We start from the raw sequence: 15,721 nt of genomic DNA, 5'->3' as shown, positions 1-15,721 counted from the left end.
GGGTTATTCTGCCGCCTCTAATCGGTGGGTGCGCGGGGTGCGATTGCGCCGCTCGGCGGTGCGGATCACCTGTTTCAGGCGCGCCGTCAAAACGTTGACATTGGGCACCAATACCATGCTGTCATGGTCGCCCGGCACCTCGATCACCTGAATATTGGGGGCAAATTGGGTGAGTTGATTGTCCTCAAACACATATTCGCGCGCGGCACTGACCCAGTTGCCATTCGAAACCTGCCAATGCCGGTCAAGCGGTGGGCGGAACAGGGTAAGTGGCCCATTCCAGCGCTGCATGTCATAGCGTTCGACCGCGCCGCGAAACGCCGCCTCAATCTTTGCATTGTCAAAGGCGGTGCTGTTGCCGGGCGTGTCGGGCGCGCGGCGCTTTTCAATTTCCCACGCGATGCGGTTTTTTGCCCATTCACCGACATACCGCCAGCCCTTGCGTCGGATTTCATCGGCTTTGATCAGCGCCTTATCCCGCTTGCTCAAGGCGGGGCGCACCGGCAGCGGTGTATCAAGCAGAGCCAGAACAGACACGTCTTCGCCCATCTGTTGTAAACGCCCGGCCATGTCATAGGCGGTGATGCCGCCGCCGGAAAACCCGCCCAAAAGATACGGGCCTTGGGGCTGCACTTGCTGGATTTCAGCGATATAAGCTTGGGCTGCGTCGCCAATCGTGTGGTGCGGTTCGGCATCGCCGATCAGACCGCGCGCCTGCAACCCGTAAACCGGACGGTCCTGCCCCAGAGACAGGCCCAGATGGCGCAGGTTCATCACATTGCCAAACATGCCGGCCACGATAAACATCGGCGTTTTCTGTCCACCCGCGCCCTGATGAAGCGCAACGAGGTGTTCAAATTTCTCAGCCTTGGGTGCGGGGCTGTTGGCGTCGGCGCTGGCCCCGGTCACATGCCCGACCCGCGCCGCGATCATTTCGGCGCAGGCGGCGATTGTGGGGGCCTCAAACAGCACCGAAATCGGGAATTGCACGCCGTAGGCCTTGTTGATCTGGGCAAACAGGCGCACGGCAATCAACGAATGACCGCCAAGATCGAAAAAACTGTCTTCGACGCCGACCTGACCGATGCCCAACAGGGTTTGCCACATCTGGGCCAGGGTTTGTTCGATTTCGTTGCGCGGCGCGATGAAATCACTGTCGATCTGCGGGCGCTCAAATGTCTGACCGCTGGTAACCGTGTCACGGTTGGGTTCGGCGGCCTGTTTTATCAATGCGTTCAAGTCGATCGATGAAACGGTGATCTGCGCCAGATCCTGTGCCGTGGCCAATCCAAGGGCCCTGCGCAGGGCTTCGGGGCCGTCGGCGGGGCGAATGCCCAATGCAACGGTTTCGGCCAAGCGTTCTTCGGCGCCAGATTGGGGGCGTGGCCCGGTTTCGGAAAATTCAACCTCGGACGCGCGAACGGTAGCCTTGCCAAAAGACGTGGCGGTGGCCAGTCTTTTCATCGCAAAATCATAGACTTCGATCAGGATGTTACCATCGGTATCGGTAAGGGTTATATCGAAACTGGCAAAGCCATCGATCTGATCCACGCCGGGCGTCAGGCGCATCCAACTGACGATTTCGGGTGTCAGCGGATGATAAACCCGGATCGCACCATAAGACAGCGGCACCCATAAATGTTGCGCGCTATAGCCGGGGACCAGTTCAATTGCCCACCCTGTCGCCAAATCCATCAGACCCGGATGAAGCGTGAAATGTTCAAGATCGCCTTGAAATTCGGGTGCCAGGGCAAGCCGCGCCATGCCTTCGCCATCGCCAAGCGCCATGGAGCGCAAAACATGCCAGCGCGGCCCGAATTTCAGCTGGGTTTCTTGCGGAGAGCGGAGCCGCCCATCACTGGCGCGCTGATCGCTCATTCTGGTGCGAATACTGTCGAGATCCAGTTGGCCGGGCGTATCATCAAGGGGCAACAGCGTGCCCTGCGCGTTCAGCTGGTGGCCGGTGCGATCCTCCAGCGTGACAGCGCTGCGCACCTCAAACAATGTGCCGTCGTCACCGGGGCTAAGGCGCACACGCATTTCGCGGTCAGATCCGCCCACATCCAGCGCGGTGAAAAACGTCAGATCCGCCAATTCAAACGGTCCGGATTGTTCTTGCGCTGCAAGGGCTTGCGCCGCGATTTCAATGTATCCGGTGCCGGGCAATATCGCATCACCCGCCTGTGTGCGGTGGTCGTTCAGAACCCACTGATCGGTGGTCAGATTGGTCAGAAACACGCGGTTGCCATCGGCATCAAATGTGGCCCGTTGCAATAACGGCTGGTCCGTAGGGATCTCGGGCGCAGCCAGTTCTGATGCGGTGGCGTTTGCGGCCATGCCGACATCGGCCCAGACGCCCCAATTCACGGAAATCACTTTTGTTTTTGCATGTTTGCGTGATTGTGCAAAGGCATTGAGATACGCGTTTGCCGCCACATAATCCACCTGACCCGCCGCGCGGATCGACGTGGAAGACGACGAAAACAGCACCAGAAGGTCCAGCGTTCCATCGGGAAATACATCATCAATGACCCGCAAGCCATTGACCTTGGGTGCAAAAACAGACTCGGCCTCAAGTTGTGTTTTTGTCAGAAGGGGGCCATCATCGACAACACCGGCGGCATGGATCACGCCCGATATGGCGCCAAAACGTGCGGTTGCCTCCCGGGCCGCTGTGCGCATCTGATCGACATCGCAAACATCGGCCGTACACACCATGACGTTGCCGCCTATGGCCTCAAGGTCGCGCAAGGCATTGATTGCACAAGATACCTTATCCTGCGGCGCATGGGTGCGCAGATGTTTATCCCACGCGTCAGACGTGGGCAACGGGGTGCGCGACAACAGTACGATATTGGCCTGATGACGTTTGATCAGGTCGGCGGCGACGGTCAAGCCGATGCCGCCAAACCCGCCAGTGATCAGATATGTACCGCCATCGCGAAACGCCTCGGAGTCAGGTTGCGGAAGTTTGACAGGGCGGATTGAGGGCGCGAAACGTTTGTTGTCGCGCCACGCAGCCGTTGTGTTTTCAGGTTCGGCAAGCAGATCTTCGAGCAGGTTTTGTGAAATTGTTTCAATATCTTGCGTCTTGGGGCGACGCGGCAGTTCAATGTCGATATGCGCCGTGGTCAGACCCGGCAATTCCCGCGGGATGACGCCCAACGGGCCGGACACCATTGATTTTTCCGGATATGGCAAAGGTTCGGTTGTGGTTTGAATGGCGCCGTTGGTTATGCAGGTAATGTGTGCATCTTCGATTTCAGCATCTGCCAGAGCTTGGGCCAAATACAGCAGGGAATAGAAACCATGCTCTTGGTTTCTATCGAAAAAGCTGCTGCCCGGGCGGCAGGTTTCCTTGTTTGTCAGCAGCCAGAAATGCGCAATGCGGGTTGGCAATATGTCCCGTTCTTGCAAATCTTGCAGCAAATTGTCATATCCATCGCGGCCCTGTTCGGGTGCGATACTATATGTTGTGTCAGACAGACGGGCAAAAGTATCGCCCGACGTAATGGTGATCACGGTATGGCCAGCATCGGTTAATCGCGCGGAAATGGCATTGGAAACCCCTGTTTCGTCAGCGAATATGATCCAATTACAAGGGGTTGTGATCGCTTCTTCAATATCTACATCAAGTGCGCTGAGCGTGTGGCGCCAGCTTTCGCGATATCCCCAATCCGACAGGTCATCATGGCGTGAAGGCAGCGCAACATCTTCCATTGCAACGGTTTTTCCCGGTTCGATGAAATACCGCGTGCGTTGGAACGGATATGTCGGCAGGGAAACGCGATTGCGCCGGGCCCCGCCCCAGATCTGGTGCCAATCTGCCTCAACCCCCACAGCCCAGAGGCGGCCGATGGTTTGAAAGAAATAGGCATCGTCGGCCATATCCTGATCGGGGTGGCGCAGAGAGGACAACACCTGATTGGGCGACACGCCTTGGGCCATTTGCGCAAGAGATGACAGGGCCTTGCCCGGACCCACCTCAAGGTACACGTTGCGCGGGTTTTGCGCAAAATGCGCCATTCCGGCGCTAAACTGCACTGTGTTGCGCAGTTGACTCACCCAATACTCTGGATCGGTGGCCTGTTCGCGTGTGAGTGGCGTGCCGGTCCGGTTTGAGATTACCGGGATTGCAGGTGGCGACAAATCAAGCTTTGTCAGGAACGCGCGGTACTCTGCCAGGATCGGATCAAGCATTCTGGAGTGGGCGGCAATGTCAATCGGGATGCGTTGCCATTCAACGTCTTGCGCGCTCAGGTCCGCCTGTAATTCATCAAGCGCGGTCTGTGGGCCGGACACTGCCGTGAGCGATGGCGCATTGACGCTGGCGATGTCAATTTCGGGGCCAAGCAGCGGTTCAAGTTCAGCCAACGGCAGAGAGACAGACAGCATACCGCCCGGTGCAACCGTATCAAACAGGCGGCCGCGCAGCAAAACAAGGTCGATACACTCTTCAAAATCAAGCACACCGGCGAGGCAGGCCGCGGTGTTTTCGCCCATCGAATGGCCAATCAAAGCGCGGGGTTTTACCCCCCAAGACAACCAGAGTTGCGCAAGGGCGTATTCGACAATCATGATCAGCGGCAATTGTACCGATGGTTTTTGCAGCGCCTTTGCAGCCGCATCACGATCTGCCGGCTCAGGAAGCCACAGCGCGCGAATGTCATAATCAAGCTGGGGTTGCAGGTGGTCTAACCCCCGGTCCATCCATTCGGCAAAGACCGGTTCGGTTTCATAAAGATCGCGCGCCATATCGGGGTATTGCGCGCCCCCGCCGGGAAACATGAACACGATATCGGGCGCGTCGGCGATTTTGTCATGGGTGAACACACGGCGCGGATCATTCGATTGCAAAAGCGCGATCGCGTCGGCGTGGGTTTCGGCCACCAGCGTGCGGCGTTTTTCAAACCCGTGCCGCCCGGCTTTCAGGGTAAAGGCAATATCGGCCAAAGCCTGATCGGGGTTGTTTGTGAGGTGGGCGGCAAGATTGGCGGATTGCGCTTCAAGTGATGCTTTAGATTTTGCTGATAGCGTGATGATTTGAAATGGGAAATCGGATTCTTCTGATGTGGCGCGCGCCGGGGCCTGTTCGATGATCGCATGGGCATTGGTGCCACCAACGCCAAGCGCGTTGATGGCGGCGCGACGCGGGCCTTTGTGGCTGTGCCACGGGATCAGGCGGTCGGCGACCTGAAAGGGCGAGGTGTCGAAATCAATCGCCGGGTTGGGTTTTTCATACCCCAGGGACGGCGGAATTTCACCGTGATACAGCCCAAGCGTGGCCTTGATCAAACCGGCAACACCGGCCGCGGTATCGAGGTGGCCGATGTTTGTTTTCACACTGCCGATATGGGCGAACCCGGTGGCGTCGGTCTGGGTGCGATACGCCTCGGTCAGGGCGGTTACTTCGATCGGGTCACCGAGATAGGTGCCGGTGCCGTGACATTCGACATAGTCGATGGTTTCGGCGGGCACATCGGCGGCGGCCAGCGCCTTGACGATGGCGGCGGCCTGGCCATCGACCGAGGGGGCCAGATATCCGGCCTTGGCCGCGCCGTCGTTGTTGATCGCGCTGCCTTTGATCACGGCATAAATATGATCGCCATCGGCAATGGCATCGGACAGGCGGCGCAACGCAACCGTGCCGGACCCCGAACCAAACACGGTGCCTTCGGCGCGGTGATCGAAGGCATGGCAATGGCCATCGGGCGACAGGATTTCGTTTTCCTTAAACTCATACCCGCGCCCCTGGGGCAATTCGATGGTAACACCCCCAGCCAGGGCCATATCACATTCACCATCGTTCAGCGCCTTGCAAGCGTAATGCACCGCGACCAATGACGTGGAACAGGCGGTTTGCAGGTTGATCGACGGGCCTTTCAGATCAAACACATGGGACACACGGGTCGACAGGAAATCCTTGTCATTGCCGGTGTGGCGCAGCAGGAACATGCCGGTATCTTCGACCAGATCGGGATTTGAGCAGATGTTGAAGTAAAAATAGCTGCCCATGCCGCACCCGGCATAAACCCCAACCTGACCGCCCAGAGATGCGGGCGTGTGACCGGCGTCTTCCATTGCCTGCCACGCGGTTTCCAGAAACTTGCGGTGCTGTGGATCAAGGATTGCCGCCTCTTTCGGGGAGAACCCGAAAAAATCGGCATCAAACATGTCGAATCCGTCAAGAACAGCGGCGGCAGGCACGTAGTTCTTTCGGCGCATCATGGACTCGGATTCGCCGTTGGCCAACAGTTCTTCTTCGTTGAGGCGGCGAATTGATTCGGTGCCGGTGCGCAGGTTTTGCCAAAACTGCCCGGGCGTATCGGCCCCCGGCACGGTCAGGGCCATGCCGACGATGGCGATATCTTCGCCTTTGGGGTTCGTTTTGTCGTTCATGCCTGGCCCTCTTGTCGGAATGCCTGATCTTGTCGGTCATGGTTTGCAGTTGTGGATGCAAACCCTTTGTAAATCATTGTCTGCGTTTGATTTGGACAGACTTTGCCCACGCTCGGTTCTTCCTTGGATAAGAACGGAAAGGGGCAATTTTATGGAGTGCGCGGGACAATCCAGCCATGAACCCAAGTTTGTTTTGTTTCCTTGGGGGCAACAATACCCCTTAGCGGCCTATCATAACAAGCGCGCTAGGCTGCCACGCGCCGTAACGTCACAAAATGCTGCGCGGGCCGGGGGCGGCGCGGGTCATCACCGGGCCATCGGGAAACAACACCGGTTTGGGTTTTGCCGCGCGCACCTGTTCCAAATGCCCCAGTATCGCGCCACAGGTCAGCCAGGTGAGCGGAATAAGTGTGGCGTTAAGCAGCATATCAACCAAAGTGATCGACAGGATTAGCACCAAAGGCACCACATAGGGTGACAATTCGTTGATCCGCTGGCCGCGCATCTGCCACCCGGTCAAAAAGATTGGCAAAGCCAACAGGCCAAATTCGGCGATATAACCCGTTCGCCCCCATGTGCCGAACACGATGATCCAGCGCCCATCGGGAATCGACAGGATCTGCCCGGTTTCACCATCCCGGATCAGATTGCGCCCCCATCCGCCCCAGCCAAACCAAGGTTTGTCAGACGCGCGCCACAGCAGCCACTGTTCGTTATCGAAACGATATTCCAGAGATTGGGCCCGGTCGGGATTGAACGCCGTCGCCTTGGCAATAATCGCATCCAGCGGAATCAGCTGACCATTGCGCAGCACGGGGTAGATAACGGCAATCAACGCAAAGATGATTGCCACGCGCACCTGGGTTTTCGGGCTGGTAAACAGGATCAGCGGTGTCAAAGCCACGCCATAGGCCAAAGAGGCAAGCGATTTGCACAGCACCAAAAGCACAGCCAGATACCCGACCACCATCATCATGCGAAACCGCTGATCGACAGGCGCATCTTTATATAACGCTGCCGCCGCCAACAGCGCGGTGACAACAAAGAAGGCCAACCATAATCCATGGGGCAAGAAAACAATCGGGCGAAAGCCGCCGCCGCGCATCATTTGCTCAAAGCTGTGCTGGAAAAATCCATACACCCAGACGTTCATCTGTGGCGAAAACCGGATTTCGATCAGTGACGGGATCGAATAGATCAGCGCGCCCACCATCAGCGCGATCAGAATTTCGCGCATGCCCAATGCCGTGCCCAGAAACTGCCGCCCCAACAGGAACGGCAACAATGTCAGCACCTGAGAGATCAGCACCGACAGGGTATCGCGCAAGGACAGGCCGGGCAAAATGCCGGTCACATAACGGATCGGATCGCTGTTCTCCAACACCTCGAAAATGATCGGATCGGGATTGGTCAAAACCGTGGGGATGGCCATTAAAACGAACAGCAATGTCAGCGCCTTTGCAGGCAGATATTCGGGCAACACCTTAAACCGTTTGCCCAGAACAAAGAAAATGATCAGCGCCGCCGACAAAGCGGGGATCGATGTTTTGTCCATCGACGGCACCAGCGGCAGATTGAATTCGGCCAGGGGCGGCAGAATCAGATAGCCGCCCAGAATGCTCCAGATCAGGGCGCGTTCCAGAGGCATCTTGCGAAACATCACAAGACAGACGATCGGCCAAATGGCCAGCATCAGGTATGCGATCGGGTTAGGCATCGGGGCGGGGGCCTTGGTATTTCGTGAAAAAGGGTTGTGATCTGGCAACACTAACAGGTTTGGCGCGCGATGTCGCGCCCACGGCACTTTGCGCCCTGCCTTTGGTGTTGCAAGGTGCCAACGCTGCTGGTGCATCTCTGTCAGACCCGATGTCGGTGTTGCGGGATGCGCCGAAAACTGGGGATGTCTGGTGGATTTTGCGTTCGGCTCTCGTCGGGTGACGATAAACATGGCGACACGGGCGGTGTTGTTTGACACCGTGCGCGCGCGGTTTCGCGATGGCGTGGGGTTTGCCCTGGCCACGATCAATCTGGATCACATTGCCAAAATGCGGCGGATGCCGGAATTTATCGATGCGTATTGCCGTCAGGATCTGGTGGTGGCCGATGGCAACCCGATCGTGTGGTTGTCGCGTCTGGCCGCGCGACCGGTTGAATTGATGCCCGGATCGGAACTGGTGGTGCCGCTGTGTGAACTGGCCGCGCGGGAAAACGTGCCAATCGCCCTGGTTGGCAGCACGCAAGAGGTGCTGGACCGGGCCGGTGCCGTTTTGCAGGCGCAGGTTCCGGGATTGACGATTGCCATGCGGCACGCGCCGTCGGGGGTGTTTGAACCAAGTGGCGCCGAGGCTGCGCGCATTCTGTCCGATCTGAACGCCAGCGGCGCGCGCCTGTGTTTTCTGGCCCTGGGCGCCCCCAAGCAAGAGATGTTCGCCGCGCGCGGTCGGCGCGACGCACCCACCGTGGGGTTTGCCAGTATTGGCGCGGGCCTGGATTTTTTGTCGGGCCATCAGGTGCGTGCGCCAAAATGGGTGCGGGCCATCGCGATGGAATGGTTGTGGCGCACCCTGCAAAATCCGGCGCGGATGGTGCCGCGCTATGCCGCGTCCTTTGCCATTCTGCCGGGGCAGATGGTGGCGGCACTGCGCAAAAGAATGGCCTAGGGCGGTCATTTGTATTCAACGATTCTGCGGCGGTGCCCGGTCAGCCGGTCACGGTAAAACCCGAGTGCGCCCAAAGCTTCGGGCAGTTTTCCCAGCACGGTGAATGCTGCCCGAACCAGCCCCATGCGGGGGGTCAGGCGGGCGAGTTGCGCCGGATAGGCCAACAGCAGGAAAAGCGCCCAAGGCGTGATCAGCGCGCCGATCAGCGCGGCAACCGGCAATCCCGCGCCCCAGATCAGCGCGCGGCGGGTTTCGGTGACCCAGTGGCGTTCGGGCGTGGCGCCGTGGCGCGCGGCCCCTTGGGCAAAGGCATAACCGGCGCGCCGGGTTCGGTTCCACCATTGGGAAAACCGGGTGATGGCGGCGTCATGCCATGTCATTTCCGCATCAAGCCGATGAATTTTCCATCCCGTCTGGCGCAGGCGCAGGCACAGATCCGGCTCTTCGCCCGCAATCAGCGTGGGATCAAACCCGCCCACCTGGCGTACCGCATCCAGCCGCATCAACGCATCGCCGCCACAGGATTTGGCGGGGCCAATGAGTGTATCCCATTCGGCATCGATCAGCGCGTTATAAGGCGAGGCATCGGGCGCACGTTCACGCCGCCGCCCACAGACCACTGCAGTATCGGGTTGGCCCGCCAGAAACGCGGTTGCGGTGGGCAACCACCCATCGCGCAATTCGCAATCGCCATCCAGCAGTTGCACCAGCGGCGTTTGTGCCGTGTCCAGCACCGCCAGACCGGCGTTGCGCGCGCGCGCGGCGGTAAACGGTTGCGCCATGTCCAGGCTGACAACCTCGGCACCGCGATCACGGGCGGCAGCGCGGCTGCCATCGGTCGAGCCGGAATCGACATAGACAATCCGCGCCACCCGACCTTGCAGGGCATCAAGGCTGGCAATCAGCCGCGCGCCTTCGTTGCGGCCAATCACAACGGCGGCCACATCGGTGAATTGAACCGGGGGTTGGGGTGCCATTTTACACCTGTGCGCGGCGCTTGGCCACGAATTGCGTAAACGTTGGGGAAGAGACAAGAAAACCGTCACCATACAGTGCCTCGGCCGAGGTATAGGGTTGGGCATCGTCGGAATACAGCGACAGATCGGGGTGATCGCGCACGGTTTCCAATCGCAGTTTGTCCTCTCCGTGGGGCAGAACGCCGTCGCGCAGGGTTTGCATATCGCGCTGAAACGGATCGTTGGTGAATTTGTAATGTTTCACCACGCCGGTCACATCGGCAACCCGCACATGGGCCGCCGTGTGCGGGTGCGGGCAGGGCCACACCGTATCGTCGATAAACACCAAGGGGTGTTTCGTCAGACAACAGAGTTCGCCAAACACCTTGTGCCGCACGCCGCCAAACATGAATTCAAGCTGGTCAGTGGCGGGCGTATTGGTGCGCATGTAATACGAGAACGAAATGCTATCGTAGTCGGTGTAATCATAGCGCCGAATGTGGCTCAGATCGTAGTATCGAAAATCGGCAAGCACGGTTTCATAGGGCGTATGGGCATAGGATTGGATGCTGCCTCTGGGAAACAGATCCAGCATTTGCGCCATCATCGCGGTATAGGAATGTGCCGTCATATACTGTGCCAATCCCGAAAGGCCCAGAATATCGCGGCCTTGAAAATCGAACATCTCGTCAGAATCGGCAAACAGCACCCAATGATTGCGCGCATAGGTCTGCGCGGCATGGCGGCGAAATTCGCCCTCGTAAATGCCCATGGGCAGGGTTGAATGTAACACCACGCAGTCGGGGTGCGATTTCAGCCGTTCAACCGTGTCATCGGTGGACCCATTGTCGATAAATACGAAATGGCGCGCGCCCAGATTGCGATAATGTTCGAAATATCCATCCATGTAATAGCTGAAGTTCTTGATCAACGTCACAACCACAACATCATCCGCCGCCAAATCAAACGCGGCAGGGCCATGCACCCGTTTCAGCGATGTCTTGAGCCGGGCCAGTTGGCCCAGTTTTTTGCCCTTACGCAACAGACGCGCAATAAGGCCGTGATCGGACATGCCTGAATGATCCTTGTCGGTTTGTCTGGTTTTACGGTGTCGCACCCTGCCGGGGCAATGTGGTTTTAATTTGACGGTTTGCGCCCGGCCATTGGTTTTGTGGCGCTGATCCGTTCAAACACACGGGCCGCGGGGTTGCACATCCTTTCGCGCGCCTTACCATTATGCGCAACATTTTGGCCTGCGCAGGGTGGGCTGTGGATAACGCAACGGCGCGCGCCCTCCGGGTATCGGTGCGCCGGTGCAGGAAGGCAAGAAATGAACGATCAAGGCAACGCGCCGTATGACGTTTTCGTCATCGGCGGCGGGATCAACGGCACCGGTATCGCGCGTGATTTGCAAGGGCGTGGGTTGACCGTGGGTCTGGCAGAAATGAATGATCTGGCCAGCGCCACATCATCATCCAGCACGAAATTGTTTCACGGCGGGCTGCGGTATCTTGAGTTTTTTGAGGTCGGGCTGGTGAGAAAAGCCCTGATTGAGCGTGAGACACTGCTGAAAGCCATGCCTCATATCAGTTGGCCGATGCGGTTCGTTTTGCCCTATTCCCCCGATATGCGGTTTGAGGGTGAGACACCGACATCGAAACTCCTTAATATCTTCATGCCCTGGATGAAGGGGCGGCGCCCGGCCTGGTTGATCCGGCTTGGCCTGTTCTTATACGACAATCTGGGGGGGCGCGAATATTTGCCCGGCACCAAGACTGTTGATCTGACCCGCGGCGTTGAGGGCGCGGTGTTGGAAGACCGGTTCAGAAAGGCCTATGAGTATTCCGATTGCTGGGTCGAAGATGCGCGGCTCGTGGTTTTGAACGCCCGCGACGCACAGGCGCGCGGCGCGAAAATCATGGTGCGCACCAAGGTGGTATCGGCGCAGCGCGATGAAGGGCTGTGGCAGATCACTCTGGAAGACTGCGAAACCACCCGACAAACCGTGGTGCAGGCGCGCGGTCTGGTCAATGCTGGGGGGCCGTGGGTGGAGAACGTGATCCGCAATGCCGTGCGCATCAACTCATCCGAAGGGGTGCGCCTGGTGCGTGGCAGTCATATTGTGACCAAACGTTTGTTTGACCATGACAAGGCATATTTCTTTCAGGGCGAAGACGGGCGGATCGTGTTTGCGATTCCCTATGAAACCGATTTCACGCTGATCGGCACCACTGACAAGGATCATGGCGATGATCCCAACAAACCCGCCCGCTGCACCGATGAAGAGGCCGATTATCTGTGCGCTTTTGTATCGAATTATTTCAAAAAACCGATCAGCCGCGCCGATGTGGTCTGGTCTTATGCGGGCGTGCGGCCGCTGTATGACGATGGCGCAAAATCGGCCACAGCGGCCACGCGCGATTATGTTTTGTCGTTGGATGCCGGGCCCGCCACCGATGGCGGCGTCGGGAGTGAACCGCCGTTGTTGAACGTGTTTGGCGGAAAGATCACGACATATCGCAAACTGGCGGAACAAAGCTTTGCCAAATTGCGCCCGTTTTTTCCCCGCGCGACAGGGGATTGGACAGCGGGCGTGGCCCTGCCGGGGGGGGATTTTCCGGTGCGCGGGGTGCAGGATCTGATCAACAGGCTGAAATCATCCTATGGGTTTCTTGATGATTACTGGGCCGGGCGATTGGTGCGCGCCTATGGCACCGAAGCGGCGGACATGCTGACCGGAGCCACAAGCGCCGATGATTTGGGCCAGGCGTTCGGCGCAACATTGACAGCGCGCGAAGTGGAGTGGTTGATGGCGCGGGAATACGCCCGAACCGCCGAAGATGTGGTATGGCGGCGCAGCAAGCTGGGCCTGCGGATGACCAAAGATGAAATCGCCACCCTGGATCAATGGATGCAGGCGCAGCGTAGACAGAAAAAAGCGGCCTGAACGGCCCAAAAGGGAGGAGTTTCAATGACCTATGTGATGGCGATTGACCAAGGCACCACATCGACACGGGCGATTCTATTCGATGCGAAGATGAACGTCGCCGGCACAGCGCAGGAAGAGTTTGAACAGCATTATCCCAAAAGTGGATGGGTTGAACATGAAGTATCGGATCTGTGGGCAACGGCGGCGGCCACCTGCCGCGCCGTGATTGAAAAAACCGGCATCGCGGTGTCTGACATTGCCGCCATCGGCATCACCAATCAGCGCGAAACCGTGGTGGTGTGGGATAAGGACACCGGCCAACCGGTGCACAGGGCCATCGTGTGGCAGGATCGGCGCACATCGGAAATGTGCCAGAAGCTGAAGGCCGACGGCCACGAGGATATGGTCACAAAACGCACTGGCCTGTTGCTTGACCCATATTTTTCAGGAACCAAACTGAAATGGGTGTTGGATAACGTCGATGGGGCGCGCGAAAAGGCGCGCGCGGGAAAATTGCTGTTTGGGACGGTTGATACATTTCTGATCTGGAAGCTGACCGGCGGCGCGTCGCATATGACCGATGCCACCAATGCCTGTCGCACCATGCTGTATGACATTCACAAGGGGCGGTGGTCATCGACGATTTGCGAAATGCTGGACATCCCGATGGAGATGCTGCCCGAGGTTAAAGATTGCGCTGCCGATTTCGGCGTCACCCGGTCCGATCTGTTTGGCCGTGAAATTCCGATCATGGGGGTGGCGGGCGATCAGCAGGCGGCGACCGTGGGACAGGCGTGTTTTGAACCGGGAATGTTGAAATCAACCTATGGCACCGGGTGTTTTGCGCTGTTGAACACCGGGTCGGATGCGGTGACATCGCAAAACCGGTTGCTGACCACTGTGGCCTATCAGTTTGATGGCAAACCCACCTATGCCCTTGAAGGGTCGATATTTATCGCGGGTGCCGTGGTGCAATGGTTGCGCGATGGGTTGAAGATCATCCGCGAGGCAAAAGAAACCCATCCGCTGGCGGCAGGGGCCGATCCATCGCAGGATGTGATACTTGTGCCGGCCTTTGTGGGCCTTGGCGCGCCCTATTGGAACGCCGATTGTCGCGGTGCGATTTACGGGCTGACGCGCAATTCGGGGCCTGCGGAATTTGCCCAGGCGGCGTTGGAATCCGTGGGCTATCAAACCCGCGATCTGCTAGAGGCGATGCAGGCCGATTGGTCGGCGCCCGGTGCGGCCATCCTGCGCGTTGATGGCGGGATGAGCGCAAGTGATTGGGCCATGCAATTCCTGTCAGACATCATCGGCGCGCCGGTTGATCGCCCTTCGGTTTTGGAAACCACCGCGTTGGGTGCGGCGTGGCTGGCGGGAATGCGCGCCGGGGTTTACCCCGATCAGGCCGGGTTTGCCGCCGAATGGGCGTTAGAGCGGCGGTTTGAACCCGAAATGGCAGAAGATGTGCGCGCGGCGAAATACAGCCGTTGGAAAAATGCGGTACAGGCCACGCTTATGGTGTGATCAACCGATCAATCAGCGCCGGTATCTGTTTTTTGAACCGGAAAAATCCGTGGGTGGCATGGGGCCAGCAGGCGCTGTCCCATTCCCGGCGGATTTGGGCCAACGTGAGGTGGGGCGCAATGTTGACCAGTTCATCAAGCGTATCGCGCACCGGGCCGGTGGGCGCATAGGGCAGGGCGATCTGGGTCAGATCGTGGGTGGCGGCCCAATCCGCGATCTGTTGCGCGCTGCTCAGCGGTGTAACCGGCACCCCCATGGTGGCATCGGCCAAGACCGCGGTGGCGAATGCATCAACATGAGCGGCGGTTTGCAGGGGCGAGCGTGCGCTTGTCGCGTTCAGGGTTGCGATGTGTTGCGCGGTGTCCAACGGTGCGCCGGTCACATCATCGTCATGGATCAACAGGCCAGTGTTGGCGCCCGGTTGCAGGGGCGCCAGAGGCCGCAATGGGGTGGGCGCGGGACGATCCGGGCCTTGCAAGGGTTCAGCACTTTCAACCAGTTGGCCGATGGGGTTAAACCGCCCTTCGGTAAATTTTGCGATGTTTTCCGCCGTTGCCAGATAATTTTTGCCCCGCGTCTGCACCCCGGCCACCCAGCGCCAGGAAAGTATATTACTGGCCGCGTCGCCATCCAAAAGCGAGCGTAAAAACAGATCGGCCCCCAATACCCAGGGCAGGCGCAGGGTGAATATCCAGATCGAGGCAAACCACATCCGCGCGTGATTGTGCAGATATCCGGTATCGGCCAATTCCTGCGCCCAATGATCGAAACATTCGATCCCGGTCTGCCCCTTACAGGCCGATTGAAAATCGGCGCGCAGGCCAGATTCGGTTTGCACCCGATTGTGCGCTGCGCAAAGGTCGCGGCGATAGTCCTGCCAGATTGACGGGCGCAGTTCCAACCAGCCTTTCCAATAGCTGCGCCAGAATACCTCCTGAATGAATTTCTCGGCGCTGCGCGCATCGTGTTGCGCCAAAACGGCGCTGACAACTTCGTGTTCGGTGATCACGCGATGCCGGATATAGGGCGACAGCCGCGCCGTGGCATCGGCGCGGTCAAAATTGCGGCTGCGCGCGTAATCCCACCCGGCATGGGGGATGAACGCGGCCAGGCGGGCCAGGGCGGCGGTGCGGGTTGGCGGGAATTGATTTTTCATGACTAGGTTTTAAGTCGTGGCCAGTGTTGTTCAAGGGCGGCGAATATCGGCCCGGCCCTTGCAGCCCCCCGACCGCGATACTAAGACTTGGGAA

8 protein-coding genes are annotated in these 15,721 nt (G+C 58.6%); 3 read left to right on the top strand and 5 right to left on the bottom strand.

The features are described 5' to 3' along the window. Nucleotides 1-3 precede the first annotated feature (3 nt). Together C8265_RS10855 and C8265_RS10850 are read right to left on the bottom strand one after the other, a co-directional pair. The gene (locus tag C8265_RS10855; protein WP_108484034.1) at nucleotides 4-6,399 is read right to left on the bottom strand and encodes a type I polyketide synthase; all 6,396 of its coding nucleotides are present in this window, start codon (nucleotides 6,397-6,399) and stop codon (nucleotides 4-6) included. A 268-nt stretch (nucleotides 6,400-6,667) separates the two neighbouring features. Continuing rightward, complete coding sequence (locus C8265_RS10850) at nucleotides 6,668-8,116, bottom strand: hypothetical protein (protein ID WP_108484033.1); 1,449 nt, start codon at nucleotides 8,114-8,116, stop codon at nucleotides 6,668-6,670. Nucleotides 8,117-8,306: 190 nt separating this feature from the next. Here C8265_RS10850 and C8265_RS10845 point away from each other — a divergent pair, with 190 nt between their 5' ends. Further along, nucleotides 8,307-9,059, top strand: coding sequence for a WecB/TagA/CpsF family glycosyltransferase (locus C8265_RS10845; RefSeq protein WP_420818864.1), 753 nt, complete (start codon nucleotides 8,307-8,309; stop codon nucleotides 9,057-9,059). Between the two features lie 5 nt (nucleotides 9,060-9,064). On the opposite strand, the gene C8265_RS10840 is transcribed toward C8265_RS10845, so the two are convergent. Both C8265_RS10840 and C8265_RS10835 read right to left on the bottom strand, forming a co-directional pair. Continuing rightward, nucleotides 9,065-10,036 carry a glycosyltransferase family 2 protein gene (locus tag C8265_RS10840; protein WP_108484031.1) on the bottom strand — a complete coding sequence of 324 codons (972 nt, stop codon included), beginning with the start codon at nucleotides 10,034-10,036 and terminating at the stop codon, nucleotides 9,065-9,067. A 1-nt stretch (nucleotide 10,037) separates the two neighbouring features. Further along, a complete protein-coding gene (locus C8265_RS10835; protein WP_108484030.1) occupies nucleotides 10,038-11,087 on the bottom strand; it encodes a glycosyltransferase family 2 protein in 1,050 nt (349 codons plus the stop codon). 258 nt (nucleotides 11,088-11,345) lie between these two features. Here C8265_RS10835 and glpD point away from each other — a divergent pair, with 258 nt between their 5' ends. Next, nucleotides 11,346-12,962: a glycerol-3-phosphate dehydrogenase gene (gene glpD / locus C8265_RS10830; RefSeq protein WP_108484177.1), complete on the top strand. Its 1,617-nt coding sequence runs from the start codon at nucleotides 11,346-11,348 to the stop codon at nucleotides 12,960-12,962. A 24-nt stretch (nucleotides 12,963-12,986) separates the two neighbouring features. Beyond that, nucleotides 12,987-14,471, top strand: a complete 1,485-nt coding sequence (gene glpK, locus C8265_RS10825) for a glycerol kinase GlpK (protein WP_108484029.1) — start codon at nucleotides 12,987-12,989, stop codon at nucleotides 14,469-14,471. On the opposite strand, the gene C8265_RS10820 is transcribed toward glpK, so the two are convergent. Then, nucleotides 14,461-15,627: an FAD-binding domain-containing protein gene (locus tag C8265_RS10820; RefSeq protein ID WP_108484028.1), complete on the bottom strand. Its 1,167-nt coding sequence runs from the start codon at nucleotides 15,625-15,627 to the stop codon at nucleotides 14,461-14,463. The genes glpK and C8265_RS10820 overlap by 11 nt on opposite strands. Nucleotides 15,628-15,721: the final 94 nt, after the last annotated feature.

Origin of the sequence: Oceaniglobus ichthyenteri, assembly GCF_003057885.1 — a bacterium.
GTDB lineage: Bacteria > Pseudomonadota > Alphaproteobacteria > Rhodobacterales > Rhodobacteraceae > Oceaniglobus > Oceaniglobus ichthyenteri.
This window is presented reverse-complemented; position numbering and strand designations above follow the sequence as displayed.